The organism is Exiguobacterium sp. K1, assembly GCF_033721435.1.
Classification (GTDB): Bacteria; Bacillota; Bacilli; order Exiguobacteriales; family Exiguobacteriaceae; genus Exiguobacterium_A; species Exiguobacterium_A artemiae.
On sequence record NZ_JAOTIT010000001.1, the window covers coordinates 115,700 to 130,651 of the forward strand.

The following is a 14,952-nucleotide window of genomic DNA, read 5'->3' on the forward strand; positions in this document are numbered from 1 at the left end:
GGGACGGGACAATGAATCGACGGAAAAAGATTTCGGTGATTGGTAGCGGATTTACTGGAGCGACGACGGCACTGTATCTCGCTCAAAAAGAGTTAGGGGATATCGTGCTCGTCGATATGCCGCAACAGGAAAACGCGACTAAAGGAAAAGCACTTGATATGCAGGAAACAGCACCGATTCAAGGTTTTGACGCCTGGATTACGGGCACGTCCGATTATCAAGACATTAAAGGATCTGACATTGTCGTCATTACGGCGGGGATTGCCAGAAAACCTGGAATGAGTCGTGAAGATCTGGTCAGCACGAATGCAAACGTCATGAAAGCCGTCACGAAAGAAATCGTGACCCATGCACCGGAATCCATCATCATCGTCTTGACGAACCCTGTCGATGCGATGACGTACACCGTCTTTCAAGCATCCGGTTTTCCGAAAGAACGGGTCATCGGTCAGTCCGGTGTACTCGATACGGCGCGCTTCCGGGCGTTCGTCGCAATGGAACTCAATGTCTCCGTTAAGGATATCTCCGGTTTCGTGCTCGGCGGACACGGGGATGATATGGTTCCCTTGTTACGCTATTCCTATGCCGGCGGGATTCCGCTTGAAAAACTGATTTCACCGGAGCGACTGTCAGCCATCGTTGAGCGGACACGCAAAGGCGGCGGTGAGATCGTTCAGTTGCTCGGAAACGGTTCAGCGTACTATGCGCCGGCAGCCGCCATCGTCGAGATGGTGGAAGCGATCCTAAAAGATCAACGGCGGATTTTACCGGCGATTGCTTATCTCGAAGGAGAGTACGGCTATCAGGATCTGTATCTGGGTGTTCCGACCATTCTTGGTGGGAACGGCGTGGAACAGGTGCTTGAACTGGACTTGACTTCGGAAGAGAAGCAGGCACTCGATCAGTCGGTTTCGACCGTCCGTTCTGTTCTTGAAATATTGTAACTAGCGCAACGAAAAGGCACTCCGTCATTTGGCGGGGTGCCTTTTTGATCAATACACCGATAGATTCCTTCTTTTGTAAGAAACATGTAACATGAATACCTGTTCTTTAGGGTAAACCTTTACAGTACACCTGTTTTTAAAATTCTAAAGGGGGAATCTTCATGCGCGCCGTTACGTACCAAGGGACAAAAAAAATTGAAGTAAAAGATGTCCAAGATCCGTCGATTGAAAAAAATGACGATATCATCGTCAAAATCACATCAACTGCTATCTGTGGGTCAGATTTGCACATTTATCAAGGGAACATGCCGGCGAAAAAGGATTATGTCATTGGACATGAACCGATGGGAATCGTTGAAGAAGTAGGGCCGGATGTAACGAAGGTGAAACGGGGAGACCGCGTCGTCCTGCCGTTTAACGTCGCGTGTGGACATTGTTTCTTTTGCGAACATGATATGGAGAGCCAGTGCGATAATTCAAACGGCAATCCGCACGTCGATACGGGCGGATACTTCGGATTTACGGAAGAATTCGGCGGTCATCCGGGCGGTCAGGCAGAGTACTTAAAGGTACCATTCGGCAATTTCATGCCGCTAGTTATTCCCGAATCGTGTGAGCTCGAAGACGAAGCGTTACTGTTTCTGTCCGATGTCATCCCGACAGCGTACTGGAGCGTTATCAATTCAGGGGTCAAGAAAGGGGATACCGTCGTGGTTCTCGGATCCGGTCCGGTCGGATTGATGACACAGAAGTTCGCCTGGATGCAAGGGGCAAAACGGGTCATTGCCGTCGATCAACAAGTCTACCGGTTAAATCATGCGAAAATGACGAACCGGGTCGAAACGGTCAATTTGCAGGATCACAAGGAGACCGGACAGTACATCAAGGAATTGACACAAGGCGGTGCAGATGTCGTTATTGATTGTGTGGGTCTCGACGGGAAAATGTCGGCCGTTGAAAAAGTGGAACAAAAAATTGGCTTACAAGGCGGCACGTTGAGTGCCATCAATATCGCAAAAGATGCCGTCCGAAAATTCGGGACGGTTCAATTGACCGGCGTTTATGCTGAAAAGTATAACCAGTTCCCGCTCGGTGATTTCTTTACCCGAAACATCACATTGAAGATGGGACAGGCTCCGGTCGTTCATCTGATGCCCGAATTGTTTCAAAAAATCATCAATCAAGAGTTTGATCCAACCGATATCATCACCCATAAAATTGATTTGGAACAAGCTGCCCATGCTTATCAAACGTTTAATGATCATGAGGACGGGTGTATCAAAGTCATTTTAAAACCATAATGAAATCAACAAAAGACCGCTTCAGACATCTGAAGCGGTCTTTTGTATGAAGAAAATTTATCAAATTTATCCGCTTGAGCATAACGGACTAGAAGAATAAGACGGGCCATAGAAAACCGACCGCTAAACCAAGTAACAGACCAACGAAGACTTGAAACTCGGTGTGTCCGACCAGCTCATTGAGCAGAGGCGTTTTATGCCGGATTCCTTTAAAATAATCATTTAACAGCTTGGCTTGAAGCCCGACAGCCTGACGGACACCCGTCGCATCATACATGATGATGACGGCGAAAATCGTAGCGAGTGCGAACAGAGAAGAGCCGAAGCCTTCTTGAAAACCGATTACGACAGCCAGTGCGACGACAGTCGAACTATGTGAACTCGGCATGCCGCCTGAAGCAAACATGATTTCAAGATCAAATTTCTTTGTTTTGATTAAACCGGTGACGAGTTTGGCGGCTTGTGCGATAAACCAGGCCGTAATCGCCGCAAATAACGGGTGATTCCATTCCATATCCATTCCTCCACATGATCACGATATGTAACTGTTTCCCCAATTCCGTTGTTTCAACACGGGAAACTACTGGAAGAAAGTGTCCGACCTTAAAGATTATGTAAAGAAAGACCAGAAAGATTTGTGGTTTAGTAGCGAAAGTCGGTAAGATGAAGACAGAAGAAGCGGATTCCACGGAATTCCTCATTCAAAGATGAAATGTGCTGAGGAGGCTAACTGTCTTGAAAGATAAAATAATCGTTGTCGATGATGAACTCTCGATTGCCACACTCTTAAAGTTTAATTTAGAACAAGCCGGTTTTGTTGTTGAAACGGCCCATGACGGAATGACAGGATTGAAGTTAGCAGAGAAACAAGATGCAGCTTTGATTGTCCTGGATCTTATGTTACCGGAACTCGATGGACTGGAAGTCTGTAAACGACTGCGTCAACAAAAAATCAATACTCCGATTTTAATGCTGACGGCAAAAGATGATGAGTTCGATAAAGTGCTTGGACTGGAACTCGGAGCAGATGATTATTTGACGAAGCCGTTCAGTCCCCGTGAGGTCGTCGCCCGTGTCAAAGCCATCCTGCGGCGGATGAACCAGCAAACTGTCGCGGAAGAAGTGACGGACGGAACGATCTTGATTGGAGACGTCAAAATCGTACCGGATAACTACGAAGCCTTCAAGGCGGAAGAACGACTTGAATTAACACCGAAGGAATTTGAACTGTTGGTGTATCTCGCAAAAAACAAGGGACGTGTCTTGACGCGGGATCAACTGTTGTCTGCAATTTGGAATTACGACTTTGTCGGGGATACACGAATCGTTGACGTCCATATCAGTCATGTCCGGGAAAAAATTGAACCGAATACGAAAAAGCCGATCTACATCAAAACGATTCGAGGATTAGGTTACAAGATGGAGGAGCCGAAAGCGGAATGAGCAAATACCGCAAACGATTCATTCTGAAAATGTTGTCTTTCATCAGCCTGGTCTTAATCGCACTGGGCTTTTTGCTTGGACAATCATTTAAAGATTTTTATATCAATAATGAAAAAGAAAAATTGGTGGACGAGACGTCACTGGTAGAGACGATTTTACGGGAACGGACGGTTCCGGATATGGCGGCATACGTCGACAAAATGTATGCCGAATCTAATTTCGATATGATTTTATTTAACGGACGCGGTGAAATCATTGCCGGAACTCCGGTCGATGTCACGAAGTTAAACGTTCGGGCGATTAATTTTTCCGCCATTCCGAATGATGGAACGTTCGAATCGAAAGTGGATGAGACGAGTCTGCAATACACAAAACCCGTCCAGACAGCTGACGGCAGAGAAGTTTATATCAGTTTCATCCGTTATACCAAAGATTTGAATCTGATTTATTCGCGGATTTGGACCGTTATCATCTTATCGCTGCTGATTTCGTTTTGTATTATTTTCTTTGCTGTCTACAGTTCGACAAAACGTTTTCTGCGTCCGATTGCGGAAGCGACAGAAGTCTTACACGAATTGTCACACGGGAACTATAAATCCCGTGTCTATGAATTGACGGCACCGGACGAGTCGCGTGATCTCGGGAAATCAATCAATCTGTTAGCCCGGAATTTAGAAAATGCGTCTTCCGGCGAAGCGATGCAACGGGCACGGCTCGAGTCATTGATTGAATACATGGGTGCCGGCTTGATGCTGATTGATGAGAAAGGGTATGTTCTTCTGGTTAACCGGACATACCGGGAAATGTTTAATATCTACGGTCAGTCGAATGGACAATTGTACTACCGGGTTTTACCGAATGAAAAGATGAGTCAGGTCATCGAAGATGTCTATCTGACGGAAAAACCGAACCGGAAACAATCGAGTGTCCGGTTTGGATTGAACAGTCGGACTTTCATGGTCAGTGCGGCACCGATTTTTGGGAAAAACGGACGCGTTCAGGGGACGACAGTCGTATTTAACGATATTACGGAAATCAAAAAGCTTGAACAGATGCGGAAGGACTTCGTCGCCAATGTCAGCCATGAGCTGAAGACACCGCTGACGTCAATCAAAGGATTTGCCGAAACGCTGCTCGATGGTGCCCAGGACGTCCCGGAAATCAGGGAGCAGTTCCTGAACATCATTCATGATGAATCCGAGCGGATGCAGACGCTGGTCGAAGATTTACTCGAATTATCCCGTCTTGAACAGGATAATTACCAACTGGAGACGACAATTGTCGATGTCACGAGTTTACTCCACGAAACAGCCACGCTGCTCCAGCGAAAAGCAACGGAAAAACAGATGACGATTCACCTTGAAACGGAAGAGGAAGTCTTCATCCGGGCAGATTTAAATCGTCTGAAGCAAGTCGTCGTCAATCTGGTGGCGAACGCTTTGAATTATACTCCGAACGGCGGAAATGTCTGGATTAGTCTTGAGGACGGAGAAGAGGCCGTCATGCTGCGGATTAAAGATGACGGAATCGGAATTCATCCGAAAGAGATGCAACGGATTTTTGAACGTTTTTACCGGGTCGACAAAGCCCGGAGCCGGAACTCGGGCGGGACAGGTCTTGGTCTCGCAATCGTCAAACATATCATCGATCTGCATCACGGAACGATTGACGTGGAATCCGAAGAAAATCAAGGAACGACTTTTACGATACGTTTACCGAAAAAGGGATAAGACTTCATATTTCCTTTACAGAAGAATCGTATGCTTAAAGTACCTTCTTCATCATCTGTGCCTCGACTGGTTCAGCTCCCATGTCGGGATACACAGGGACGACTGGCTTTTTAGCCGGTCGTCTTTTTTTGTATGCTTTTTTAGCGAACAAATGTGTGTAGAGTGATACAATAAGAACAGAAAATCTTCCAAAGGGGCGTAGATGATGGAAAACAAACTTTTATTGATTGATGGAAACTCACTGACGTATCGTGCTTTTTTTGCGTTACCACCAATGACGGATGCGCAAGGACGCAATACGAACGCAGCTTACGGTTTCACGATGATGCTGCTCAAACTGCTTGAAGAGGAACAGCCGACACACATGCTTGTCGCATTTGATGCCTCGAGCGAAACGTTCCGGCATGACGTCTATCAGGAATATAAAGGCAGTCGTGAAAAGACACCTTCCGAGCTTCGGGAACAGTTTCCGATTGTGCGGGACATCTGTGAAGCGTTAGGCATTCAAATGATGGAACTGCACCGTTATGAAGCAGATGATTTGATTGGGACATTGGCACAAACGATACCGGCGGATCGAATCCGGATCGTGACGGGAGATAAGGATTTACTTCAACTCGTGACGAATCAGGTCGAAGTGTTGATTACAAAACGCGGCATCACCGATGTCCTCTGTATGACAGAAGAACTGTTTGCCGAGACATACGGCGGATTAAAACCGATTCAAATGATTGACCTTAAAGGATTGATGGGTGATAAATCCGATAACATTCCAGGGGTTCCGGGAATCGGTGAAAAAACAGCAATCAAATTGATTTCTGCTTACGGGTCTGTCGAAGGTTTGTATGAGCATGTCGAAGACTTAAAAGGGAAACAAAAAGAAAAAGTGATTGCGAATGAAGAATTGGCACGGTTGTCAAAGGAACTGGCGACCATCAAACTCGATGTCCCGCTTGATGTCACGCTCGACGACTTACAGATCAGCGACGTCGATACACAAGTTCCGTATTCGTTATTCCAGTCGCTTGGTTTTAAGTCTTTGACGAACCGGTTTGCACCTGTCGTTGAAGAAGCGGATAAAGAACAGTTGAATGTCCAAACGATTACTTCGCTTCCGGATGATGTGACCAATGCCGTTCTCGTTGTGGAACAACTTCGGGAAGACTATATGGAAGAAGATATCATCGGATTTGGTATCGCGACACCCGATCAAATTTACGTCGCTTCATCTGAACTCGTCGAGGATCCGGCATTTCGTGACTGGATTGAATCGGACCATCAGAAAATCTGTCTGGATGCGAAACAAGCTGCGTTTGCTTTGCGGAAACACGGTTTGAAATTAACGGCATTCGATGATTTACTGCTCGCCGGTTATTTATTGAATCTGAGCGGCGGGACGACTCTCGCGTCGATTGCCGGTCATTATATGCTGATGGCACCGAACGAAGAAGCCGTCTTAGGTAAAGGTGCGAAACGTCTTGCTCCGGCAGACGATGTGCTGCATCCATACTTGGCGGAAAAAGCCCGCATGATTGAGCTGTTGTTCCCGAAGGTCAAAGAAGAACTGAAAGCCAACCAACAGTTTGAGTTATATGAAACACTTGAACGTCCGTTGTCGGGTGTTCTGGCTGAAATGGAATGGACCGGCATCCGTGTCGATGTCGAAACGCTCCAGGAGATGCAACACGATTTAGCCGGACGTCTGCACGATTTGGAACAATTGATTTACGGGGAAGTCGGCGAGGAATTCAATATCAACTCACCGAAACAGCTGGGGGTCATCCTGTTCGAGAAAATGGAACTGCCTGCCTTTAAGAAAACGAAGACCGGTTATTCGACGGCCGCCGACGTATTGGAAAAACTCCGTCCGCTGCATCCGGTCATCGACCATATCATGTTGTACCGGGAGCTTCAAAAACTGCAATCCACGTATGTTGAAGGCTTGCAGAAGGTTATTAAAGAAGACGGGAAAATCCATACCCGATTTGCGCAGACCATTGCCCAAACAGGCCGGCTCAGTTCCGTTAACCCGAACTTGCAAAACATTCCGGTCCGGATCGAGGAAGGACGAAAAATCCGGAAGGCGTTTGTTCCGAGCGAACCGGGCTGGTCGTTATACGCTGCCGATTATTCACAAATCGAATTGCGGGTCATGGCCCATATGTCGGAAGACAAGACGCTTGTCCAGGCGTTCTTGGATGATGCCGATATCCACACGCAGACAGCCAGCAGCGTGTTTGGTGTCGCACCAAATGATGTGACCGGCAATATGCGCCGTCAGGCCAAAGCGGTCAACTTCGGAATCATTTACGGCATCAGTGACTACGGTTTGTCACAGAACCTAAATATCTCCCGCAAAGAGGCACAGGACTTCATTGATCGTTACTTTGAATTGTTCCCGCAAATCAAGTTGTTTATGGATGCTGCCATCGAGAAGGCGCGGATGAACGGTTTTGTCGAGACGTTAATGAACCGTCGCCGGAACATCCCGGATATCAATTCGAAAAACTTTAACTTACGTGGTTTTGCAGAACGGACGGCCATCAATACACCGATCCAAGGCTCGGCAGCTGACATCATCAAAAAAGCCATGCTTGATGTCCATGCGGCGCTTGAACAGTCACCGTTGCGTGCCCGCCTGTTGCTCCAAGTACACGATGAACTGATTTTCGAAGCGCCGGATGAAGAATTGGATGCCCTCAAGACGCTGGTCAAACAAGCGATGGAACAGACGGTTCAATTATCCGTTCCGCTTCGTGTCGACGGCGATGCCGGTCATTCGTGGTATGAAACCAAATAACAAGTTGTCAGAGGAGGAAAACAGTTGCCTGAATTACCTGAAGTCGAGACCGTCAGACGAAGCTTGGAACGGACGGTCTCTGGAAAAACGATTTCTTCCGTTAAAGTATTTCATCCGAAGATGATTCGGGGAATGGAAGTCGCACCATTTGTTGATGCCTTGAAACAGGAGCGGATTGAACGAGTGGAGCGTCGGGGGAAATTTTTATTGTTCACATTTGACCGATTTTATCTCGTCAGTCATTTGCGGATGGAAGGAAAGTATTTCCCTTATCCGCAGGCGATTGAAAAAGATAAACACACCCATGTCATCTTCCGCTTTACAGATGGCTCGGAACTGCATTACAACGATGTCCGGAAATTCGGGACGATGGAGTTGCGTGAGAAGGAGACGGCGATGTCGGTTCCTCCACTGGCCCAGCTTGAACGTGAGCCGTTTGATCCGACGTTTACGGCTGAAGTCTTGGCTGAGAACCTGATCCGGAAAAAGCGCAGTCCAATCAAAACGGCTCTGCTAGATCAATCGATTTTTTTGGGGTTGGGGAATATTTATGTCGATGAGACATTGTTTACCGCCCGGGTCCATCCGTTAACGAAAGCCGGGGCACTGACGCTTGATGATATCTCCCGGATTCATGCGGCAGGTGTTGATGTACTCGCCAAAGCCGTTGAAAGCGGCGGAAGTACGATTCGCAGTTATGTCTCTCCGACCGGAAAAGGGGAGTTTCAATTACAGCTTGCTGTATACGGTCAAACCGGGGCACCTTGCCCGAGATGCGGGACGGCAATCGAAAAAATTAAAGTCGGCGGACGAGGAACGCACTTCTGCCCAACCTGTCAACAGGTGGCTTTATGAGAATCGGACTGACCGGAGGGATTGCAACCGGAAAAAGTACGGTATCCGCCTATTTACAACATCAAGGGATTGACGTCATCGATGCGGATCTGGTCGCCCGGCAGGTCATCGAACCGGGTGGATTGGCATACGAGGAAGTCAAAGCGGCTTTTCCGACTGCTTTTTCCGACGGTGCGCTCGTCCGGTCAAAGCTTGGCGATATCATTTTTTACGATAATGAAAAGCGGACTGTCCTGAATGAATTAATGCATCCGAAAATTCGGCAACAGATGTTAGAAATGGCAAGTCGACAGGAACAGGCCGGACAATCGATCATCGTTTTTGATATCCCTTTATTGTTAGAAGGAGACTGGAAACAACTCGTCGATCAAGTCGTAGTCGTCTATTGTCCTGCCGAATTGCAAAAGCAGCGTCTGATGGAACGAAATCATCTGACTGCGGAAGAGGCACAGGCCCGTATGAATTCGCAACTCGATATCGAACAGAAAAAGCAATTGGCAGACTACGTTCTGACCAATGAAAGTACACGGGAAGCATTATACCGGCAAATTGATAGCTGGTTAAAAACGCTTCGTTCAGTCTAACGCCGTTTTCTTATGACCGTTTTCTGTCGGCAAAAGTATTTTCGGAATCAAAGTGGGAAAAAGTTACCAACTTCTCTCACTTTTTTTAGATTACGTAATGAAATCGCTTACATTTCATGATATAGTTCTATCTGTAAACGGAGCATTATCCGTCACATTGAAGGGGGATCCGCAAATGGGAGTCAAGGTGGCAGTTAACGGGTTTGGTCGAATTGGTCGAATGGTATTTCGACGTCTGATCGCTGAAGGGAAAAGTGAGGTCGTCGCGATTAATGCAAGTTATCCGGTGGAAACATTGGCACACCTCATCAAATATGACACGGTTCACGGGAAATTTGCATATCCAGTCGACATCATTGATGGGGCATTGATGGTGAATGGACGACAAATTCAAATCGTCAGCGAACGTGATCCGGAACAATTGCCGTGGGGACAACTGGGGATTGATATCGTCGTTGAAGCAACGGGGAAATTTAATTCGAAAACGGGTGCTGAAAAACACTTGACGGCCGGTGCAAAAAAAGTCGTCATTACAGCTCCGGCAAAAGGTGATTTACGTACAATCGTCATGGGGGTCAATGACGAGATGTATGACCATGAGACGGATGCGATTGTCTCGAACGCTTCATGTACGACAAACTGTCTTGCACCTGTCGTCCAGGTCATCGACCGGGCATTCGGGATTGAGTCAGGTCTTGTGACGACGATTCATGCTTTTACGAATGACCAGAACAATATCGATAATCCGCATAAGGATTTACGACGGGCGCGGGCATGCGGATCGTCCATCATTCCGACTTCGACCGGAGCAGCCAAAGCGATTTCACTCGTCTTGCCGCATCTCGAAGGAAAACTCAATGGACTGGCACTGCGTGTTCCGACACCAAACGTCTCACTGGTCGATCTCGTCGTCGAGGTCAGTCGTGATACGACGGTCGCTGAAGTCAATGAAGCGTTCGTCAAGGCAGCGGACGGAGCGCTTGACGGCATCCTCGGCTTAACGATGGAACCGCTCGTCTCGATTGACTTTAACGGGGAAGAGAAGTCGACTGTTGTCGATGGCCTATCGACGATGGTCATGGGAGGACGGCAAGTCAAAGTCCTCGCCTGGTACGACAACGAGTGGGGTTACTCTTGCCGTGTCGTCGATCTTGTTCATCTCGTCGGAGCACACATTGAAGCGACTGGAAATGAAGCGAAACAACTGGAGTTAAAATAAAATAATGTCAAAGAATCGCTCTACATCAACGTGTAGAGCGTTTTCTTCAAGAAAATATAATAAAATTCGAAATTTATCCTTGTGTATCTTTTTGATACTCGCTATAATTCAAATCGTGAACTTCAATCGGTCTGGCAATCGCAGCTTAAAGGGTTAGGACCTCTCTGGACTAACTTTCCCCCGTGGGTGCGAACGACTCAGGCGCAAAGTAAGTGATCAACTACTTTGAAGACCATTGAATGTAGGGGGGATCCACAAATGGATACTATGGGAAGACACATTATTGCAGAACTTTGGGATTGTAATCCTGAAAAATTGAACGACATGGAATACGTAGAACGACTTTTTGTTGATGCAGCACTTCAAGCAGGTGCGGAAGTACGCGAAGTCGCATTCCACAAGTTTGCTCCACACGGCGTCAGCGGCGTCGTCATTATTTCTGAATCGCACTTAACGATTCACAGTTTCCCAGAGCATGGTTATGCATCGGTTGATGTATTTACATGTGGCGATCGAATCGATCCAGCCATCGCAGCGCATTATATCGCTGACGGACTCGATGCGAAAATCCGTGAAAATGTCGAAATTCCACGTGGTATGGGACCTGTTGAAGTTCCAGCTGCTACGGTTCAGCACGTTAACTGACAAAAACACGAATGAACAAGCTCTCGTCTTATGGCGAGGGCTTTTTAATATGTCTGACGTCTGTTATTCTTAATAGTAGAAGAAAACAGAAAAAGGTGATGACGGAATGGGACTGAAAGAACGATTACAAAAGCAAATGGAAACGTCGGATACACATAAAAATGAAAAGTTACGGACCCATTACTATGCAGCAACGGTAGAGATGCTGTTTACGGGTTTAGAGGCGACGGTAACGAAGCAACAAGGAACGGTCAAGCGAATCGATCAGGGGCGCGGAGAACTTGCGTTTAGTGCGCCTGGCTTAGACGGTCTTGCGACGGTCATCATGGTCGGATCCGGTCGCACGGCGGTGGATCTGTTCCTGCACCGGGACGGCCTGCTCGGTCCGGACTTAGAAAAGTGGATTGAATTGATTTATCAGGATCTTGATTCGACATACCGTTTAAAAATGATCGGCACTAAAGAAATTACGTGAATGGAGGTACGACATGCGTTGTCCAGCCTGCAACTATAACGGGACAAAAGTATTAGATTCGAGACCCGTGCAAGATTTTGGTTCGATTCGCAGACGTCGGGAATGTGAATCATGTGGCTACCGGTTTACGACATTTGAGATGGTCGAACAAACCCCGCTCATCATCGTCAAAAAAGATGGGACCCGTGATGAATTCAATCGGGACAAAATCTTGCGCGGATTAGTCCGGGCATGTGAAAAACGCCCGATTTCCATCGAACAATTGGAAACAGTCGTCAGCCGGGTCGAAAAAACATTGCGGGCGACGGCGCAACATGAAATTCCGAGCGAACAGGTCGGACGGCTCGTGCTGAATGAACTGGCGTCTGTCGATGAAGTGGCATATGTCCGGTTCGCCAGTGTCTACAAACAATTTAAAGACATCAATGTCTTTTTCCAAGAATTATCCGAATTGATGGAACGTCATCAAGACACCGAACGGGAAAATCAAACCTAATGAAGGAGAGGTCGTCTGACTGTTCAGAGCGCCCTCTCTTTTTCTCACGAAAGAAGGGATGAAGCAAATGATGGAACGTGAATTGTCAGGGACCGATCTCTGCTTGATCATGAGTAATGGTGTCGTCGACCGGGAAGCGTATCAATCGCTTTATTATCTGTATCAACCAATCATCGGTGTAAAGGCCCTTGGGCTGTATCAAACGTTTTGGAGTGAGATGATTCCGGGGAAGACGAAATCACAATACATCTCGCATGCAGAACTCGGAACGCTGCTCGGATTTTCAGTCGATGAATTTAAAGAAGAACTGTTTAAGCTCGAAGGAATCGGTTTGATTCGGACGTTTGAAGCAAAACAGGCCGCTTACCGCTATGTCTATCAAATCCGTGTACCGTTAGCACCGAATACATTTTTAAATGACGGGGTGTTGTCGAGCTTACTCTTCTACCGCGTCGGGGAGATTCGTTTCCGGGCTTTACAGAATCGGTTCCGGACCGACCCGTTACCGAAAAACGTCGTCGACCGGACCGTCCGGTTTGATCAAGTATTTGACGTCAAGGCGGGACTCGCCTCCGCCCATCAGCCGAAATCATATGCGAAACAAGAACGGGCAGCTTATGAATTTGATTATTCGTTTGACCTTGAAGAAATGAAACGTCAAACCGATCGATTCCTGCCGCGGAGCTTTTATACGAAATCGATTGATCATCTGCTGTTGAAACTCGCTTACGTCACACAATCAAATGAAGCACTCATGGCAGAACTCCTGAACGCCCGTTTCCGTCATGAAGCCTACCTGCCGATGACAGACAGTGAAAAGCAGGAACGATGTAAACAGATGATGTTATCGGCGAAGCAAAAGCTCAGTCGGGAAAAGAAAGCCAAAGTTGCGGTTCTCGAAGAGGTGGAAGTCGGGGAACTCAGTGAAACCGAGACGATGGAAGGAACCCATCCGAAGCATTACGTCGCGAAGTTAAGAAAAGTTAAAGCGTTGTCGGAACGTGATGAAGAGTTGATTCAGCAATTGATTATCGACTATGAAATGTCGTCCGGAATCGTCAACGCCGCTTATTATTATGCGTTGGTCATTAAAAAGGATAACCGTTTCAGTAAAAACTTCCTGTTGTCGATCGTCGATGACTGGAAACAAAAAGGATACGTAACGGCAGCCGAAGCGTTGGCCAAAACGAAAGAGCAGGACGAACTGATTTCAAAAAAACAGGATCAAAAACAGGAACGTTCGCGGCAGACCGTCGGAGGACGAAGAGGCCGTTCCAATGCGACCGGACCAAATCCGAAATGGTTGCAGGAAGAAAAAGAAAAACAGCAGCAATATGAAGCGACAAAAAAAGCCGATTTTGAAGCTGAGGTGCCGGATGATGAAGAAATGGAACGGATTCTGCGGGAACTCAAAGGCAAATAAAGGAGTAGTGAGATGGAACATATCCAATCATCGATTGAAAAGATTTTAAACCGGCCGGACGTGGCAGAATCAGTTCGGGCCATTCATCAGCGTGTCTTGTCACACCCGGGAGTCATCATGTTTTTGCGGACACATCCTGAAATCGATCAACGGATGATTGAACGCGGCATGCTGAAACTAAACGAGTATGCGGAACAGATGAACGGAAATCAAATCATTGAAAAGAAAGCCGTCATCGAAGGTTATCAGCCTGTCCTGCACTTAGAAAAAGGCCAGATCATGGTCGCTTATGAAAAAACCCAAGCGTTACGGGACCGTGAGAACGAGCGGGCTCTCGAAAAGAAATTTAAAAGTCTCTTCTTACCGGATGAAGTCCGGGATGCGAACTTCAGTGACTTTGATTTAACGACGACGGACCGAAAGCTCGCTTTACGTGCCGCTTCACAGTTTTTAAATACAGTCCGTTCCAAACAACAAGTCAAAGGATTGTACCTGCACGGCAGTTTTGGTGTCGGGAAAACGTATCTGCTCGCAGCGATCGGTAATGCGTTGAAAAAAGAACGGGTTGCGACGATTTTGGTTCACGCACCCGGTTTCGTCTCGGAAGCGAAGCGGCGGATCCGGTCGGATAGTTTCGATACGTTTTTGGAAAGTTTTCAGACCGTCCCGATTTTGTTGATTGACGACATCGGAGCAGAGTCGATCAGTCCATGGGTCCGTGACGAATTATTCGGCATCATCCTGCAGTACCGGATGATGCATCGTTTGCCGACCCTGTTCAGTTCCAACCTGTCGTACGACGAACTGGAGCTGCATTTCGGGATTACGAATGACCAGGGAGACAAACTGAAAGCCATGCGTCTGATGGAGCGGATTCGGACGACGACGAATCCGGTTGAGTTTTTAGGCGAAAACCGACGCCGGTATTAATTTCTCTTGTCAAAGAAGTTCGACTTTCGCTATACTAAGGACACAATCTGTATAGATGTCAGCTACGATTGAGGATATGAAAAATGAACAGGGACCAGACAAGCGAG

Annotated in this window: 14 protein-coding genes; 13 read left to right on the top strand and 1 reads right to left on the bottom strand. The window is 47.2% G+C overall.

What is annotated here, in order from left to right; translation table 11 throughout:
• Positions 1-11: 11 nt before the first annotated feature.
• Positions 12-944 carry a malate dehydrogenase gene (gene mdh, locus N7U64_RS00565; RefSeq protein ID WP_318927867.1) on the top strand — a complete coding sequence of 311 codons (933 nt, stop codon included), beginning with the start codon at positions 12-14 and terminating at the stop codon, positions 942-944.
• A gap of 161 nt (positions 945-1,105) precedes the next feature.
• Positions 1,106-2,245, top strand: coding sequence for a zinc-dependent alcohol dehydrogenase (locus N7U64_RS00570; RefSeq protein ID WP_290827348.1), 1,140 nt, complete (start codon positions 1,106-1,108; stop codon positions 2,243-2,245).
• Between the two features lie 88 nt (positions 2,246-2,333).
• Here the strand turns inward: N7U64_RS00570 and N7U64_RS00575 are convergent, their stop codons facing one another.
• Positions 2,334-2,765, bottom strand: coding sequence for a divergent PAP2 family protein (locus N7U64_RS00575; protein WP_413230419.1), 432 nt, complete (start codon positions 2,763-2,765; stop codon positions 2,334-2,336).
• A gap of 215 nt (positions 2,766-2,980) precedes the next feature.
• Between N7U64_RS00575 and N7U64_RS00580 the strand changes: the two genes are divergently transcribed.
• The 11 genes from N7U64_RS00580 to dnaI all read left to right on the top strand — a co-directional run bounded on the left by N7U64_RS00580 (position 2,981) and on the right by dnaI (position 14,845).
• On the top strand, positions 2,981-3,688 hold the full coding sequence (locus N7U64_RS00580) for a response regulator transcription factor (protein ID WP_012371073.1): 708 nt from the start codon (positions 2,981-2,983) through the stop codon (positions 3,686-3,688).
• The gene (pnpS, locus tag N7U64_RS00585; protein ID WP_318927870.1) at positions 3,685-5,418 is read left to right on the top strand and encodes a two-component system histidine kinase PnpS; all 1,734 of its coding nucleotides are present in this window, start codon (positions 3,685-3,687) and stop codon (positions 5,416-5,418) included. Before N7U64_RS00580 ends, pnpS begins: the two co-directional genes overlap by 4 nt.
• A gap of 202 nt (positions 5,419-5,620) precedes the next feature.
• A complete protein-coding gene (polA, locus tag N7U64_RS00590) occupies positions 5,621-8,218 on the top strand; it encodes a DNA polymerase I (RefSeq protein ID WP_318927871.1) in 2,598 nt (865 codons plus the stop codon).
• A 24-nt stretch (positions 8,219-8,242) separates the two neighbouring features.
• The gene (gene mutM, locus N7U64_RS00595) at positions 8,243-9,073 is read left to right on the top strand and encodes a DNA-formamidopyrimidine glycosylase (protein ID WP_290827340.1); all 831 of its coding nucleotides are present in this window, start codon (positions 8,243-8,245) and stop codon (positions 9,071-9,073) included.
• Positions 9,070-9,657: a dephospho-CoA kinase gene (gene coaE / locus N7U64_RS00600; protein WP_290827339.1), complete on the top strand. Its 588-nt coding sequence runs from the start codon at positions 9,070-9,072 to the stop codon at positions 9,655-9,657. The genes mutM and coaE overlap by 4 nt, the downstream gene beginning before the upstream one ends.
• Before the next feature lie 175 nt (positions 9,658-9,832).
• Complete coding sequence (locus tag N7U64_RS00605) at positions 9,833-10,876, top strand: glyceraldehyde-3-phosphate dehydrogenase (RefSeq protein WP_012371068.1); 1,044 nt, start codon at positions 9,833-9,835, stop codon at positions 10,874-10,876.
• A gap of 258 nt (positions 10,877-11,134) precedes the next feature.
• Positions 11,135-11,521: an adenosylmethionine decarboxylase gene (speD, locus tag N7U64_RS00610; RefSeq protein WP_012371067.1), complete on the top strand. Its 387-nt coding sequence runs from the start codon at positions 11,135-11,137 to the stop codon at positions 11,519-11,521.
• A 106-nt stretch (positions 11,522-11,627) separates the two neighbouring features.
• Complete coding sequence (locus tag N7U64_RS00615) at positions 11,628-11,996, top strand: hypothetical protein (protein ID WP_290827334.1); 369 nt, start codon at positions 11,628-11,630, stop codon at positions 11,994-11,996.
• Between the two features lie 13 nt (positions 11,997-12,009).
• Positions 12,010-12,492 (top strand): transcriptional regulator NrdR, encoded by a 483-nt coding sequence (gene nrdR / locus N7U64_RS00620; RefSeq protein WP_114595266.1) that lies wholly within the window; start codon positions 12,010-12,012, stop codon positions 12,490-12,492.
• 67 nt (positions 12,493-12,559) lie between these two features.
• Entirely contained in the window at positions 12,560-13,915 is a 1,356-nt protein-coding gene (locus tag N7U64_RS00625) for a replication initiation and membrane attachment family protein (protein ID WP_012371064.1), read from the top strand.
• Positions 13,916-13,927: 12 nt separating this feature from the next.
• On the top strand, positions 13,928-14,845 hold the full coding sequence (gene dnaI / locus N7U64_RS00630) for a primosomal protein DnaI (RefSeq protein ID WP_318927877.1): 918 nt from the start codon (positions 13,928-13,930) through the stop codon (positions 14,843-14,845).
• Positions 14,846-14,952: the final 107 nt, after the last annotated feature.

Excerpts from the sequence above, each read along its gene's own strand:
- N7U64_RS00605 (WP_012371068.1), top strand. The coding sequence starts at position 9,833 with ATGGGAGTCAAGGTGGCAGTTAACGGGTTTGGTCGAATTGGTCGAATG.
- polA (WP_318927871.1), top strand. The coding sequence starts at position 5,621 with ATGATGGAAAACAAACTTTTATTGATTGATGGAAACTCACTGACGTAT.
- N7U64_RS00575 (WP_413230419.1), bottom strand. The coding sequence starts at position 2,765 with ATGGATATGGAATGGAATCACCCGTTATTTGCGGCGATTACGGCCTGG.
- mdh (WP_318927867.1), top strand. The coding sequence starts at position 12 with ATGAATCGACGGAAAAAGATTTCGGTGATTGGTAGCGGATTTACTGGA.
- nrdR (WP_114595266.1), top strand. The coding sequence starts at position 12,010 with ATGCGTTGTCCAGCCTGCAACTATAACGGGACAAAAGTATTAGATTCG.
- speD (WP_012371067.1), top strand. The coding sequence starts at position 11,135 with ATGGATACTATGGGAAGACACATTATTGCAGAACTTTGGGATTGTAAT.
- pnpS (WP_318927870.1), top strand. The coding sequence starts at position 3,685 with ATGAGCAAATACCGCAAACGATTCATTCTGAAAATGTTGTCTTTCATC.
- N7U64_RS00625 (WP_012371064.1), top strand. The coding sequence starts at position 12,560 with ATGATGGAACGTGAATTGTCAGGGACCGATCTCTGCTTGATCATGAGT.
- dnaI (WP_318927877.1), top strand. The coding sequence starts at position 13,928 with ATGGAACATATCCAATCATCGATTGAAAAGATTTTAAACCGGCCGGAC.
- coaE (WP_290827339.1), top strand. The coding sequence starts at position 9,070 with ATGAGAATCGGACTGACCGGAGGGATTGCAACCGGAAAAAGTACGGTA.
- N7U64_RS00615 (WP_290827334.1), top strand. The coding sequence starts at position 11,628 with ATGGGACTGAAAGAACGATTACAAAAGCAAATGGAAACGTCGGATACA.
- N7U64_RS00570 (WP_290827348.1), top strand. The coding sequence starts at position 1,106 with ATGCGCGCCGTTACGTACCAAGGGACAAAAAAAATTGAAGTAAAAGAT.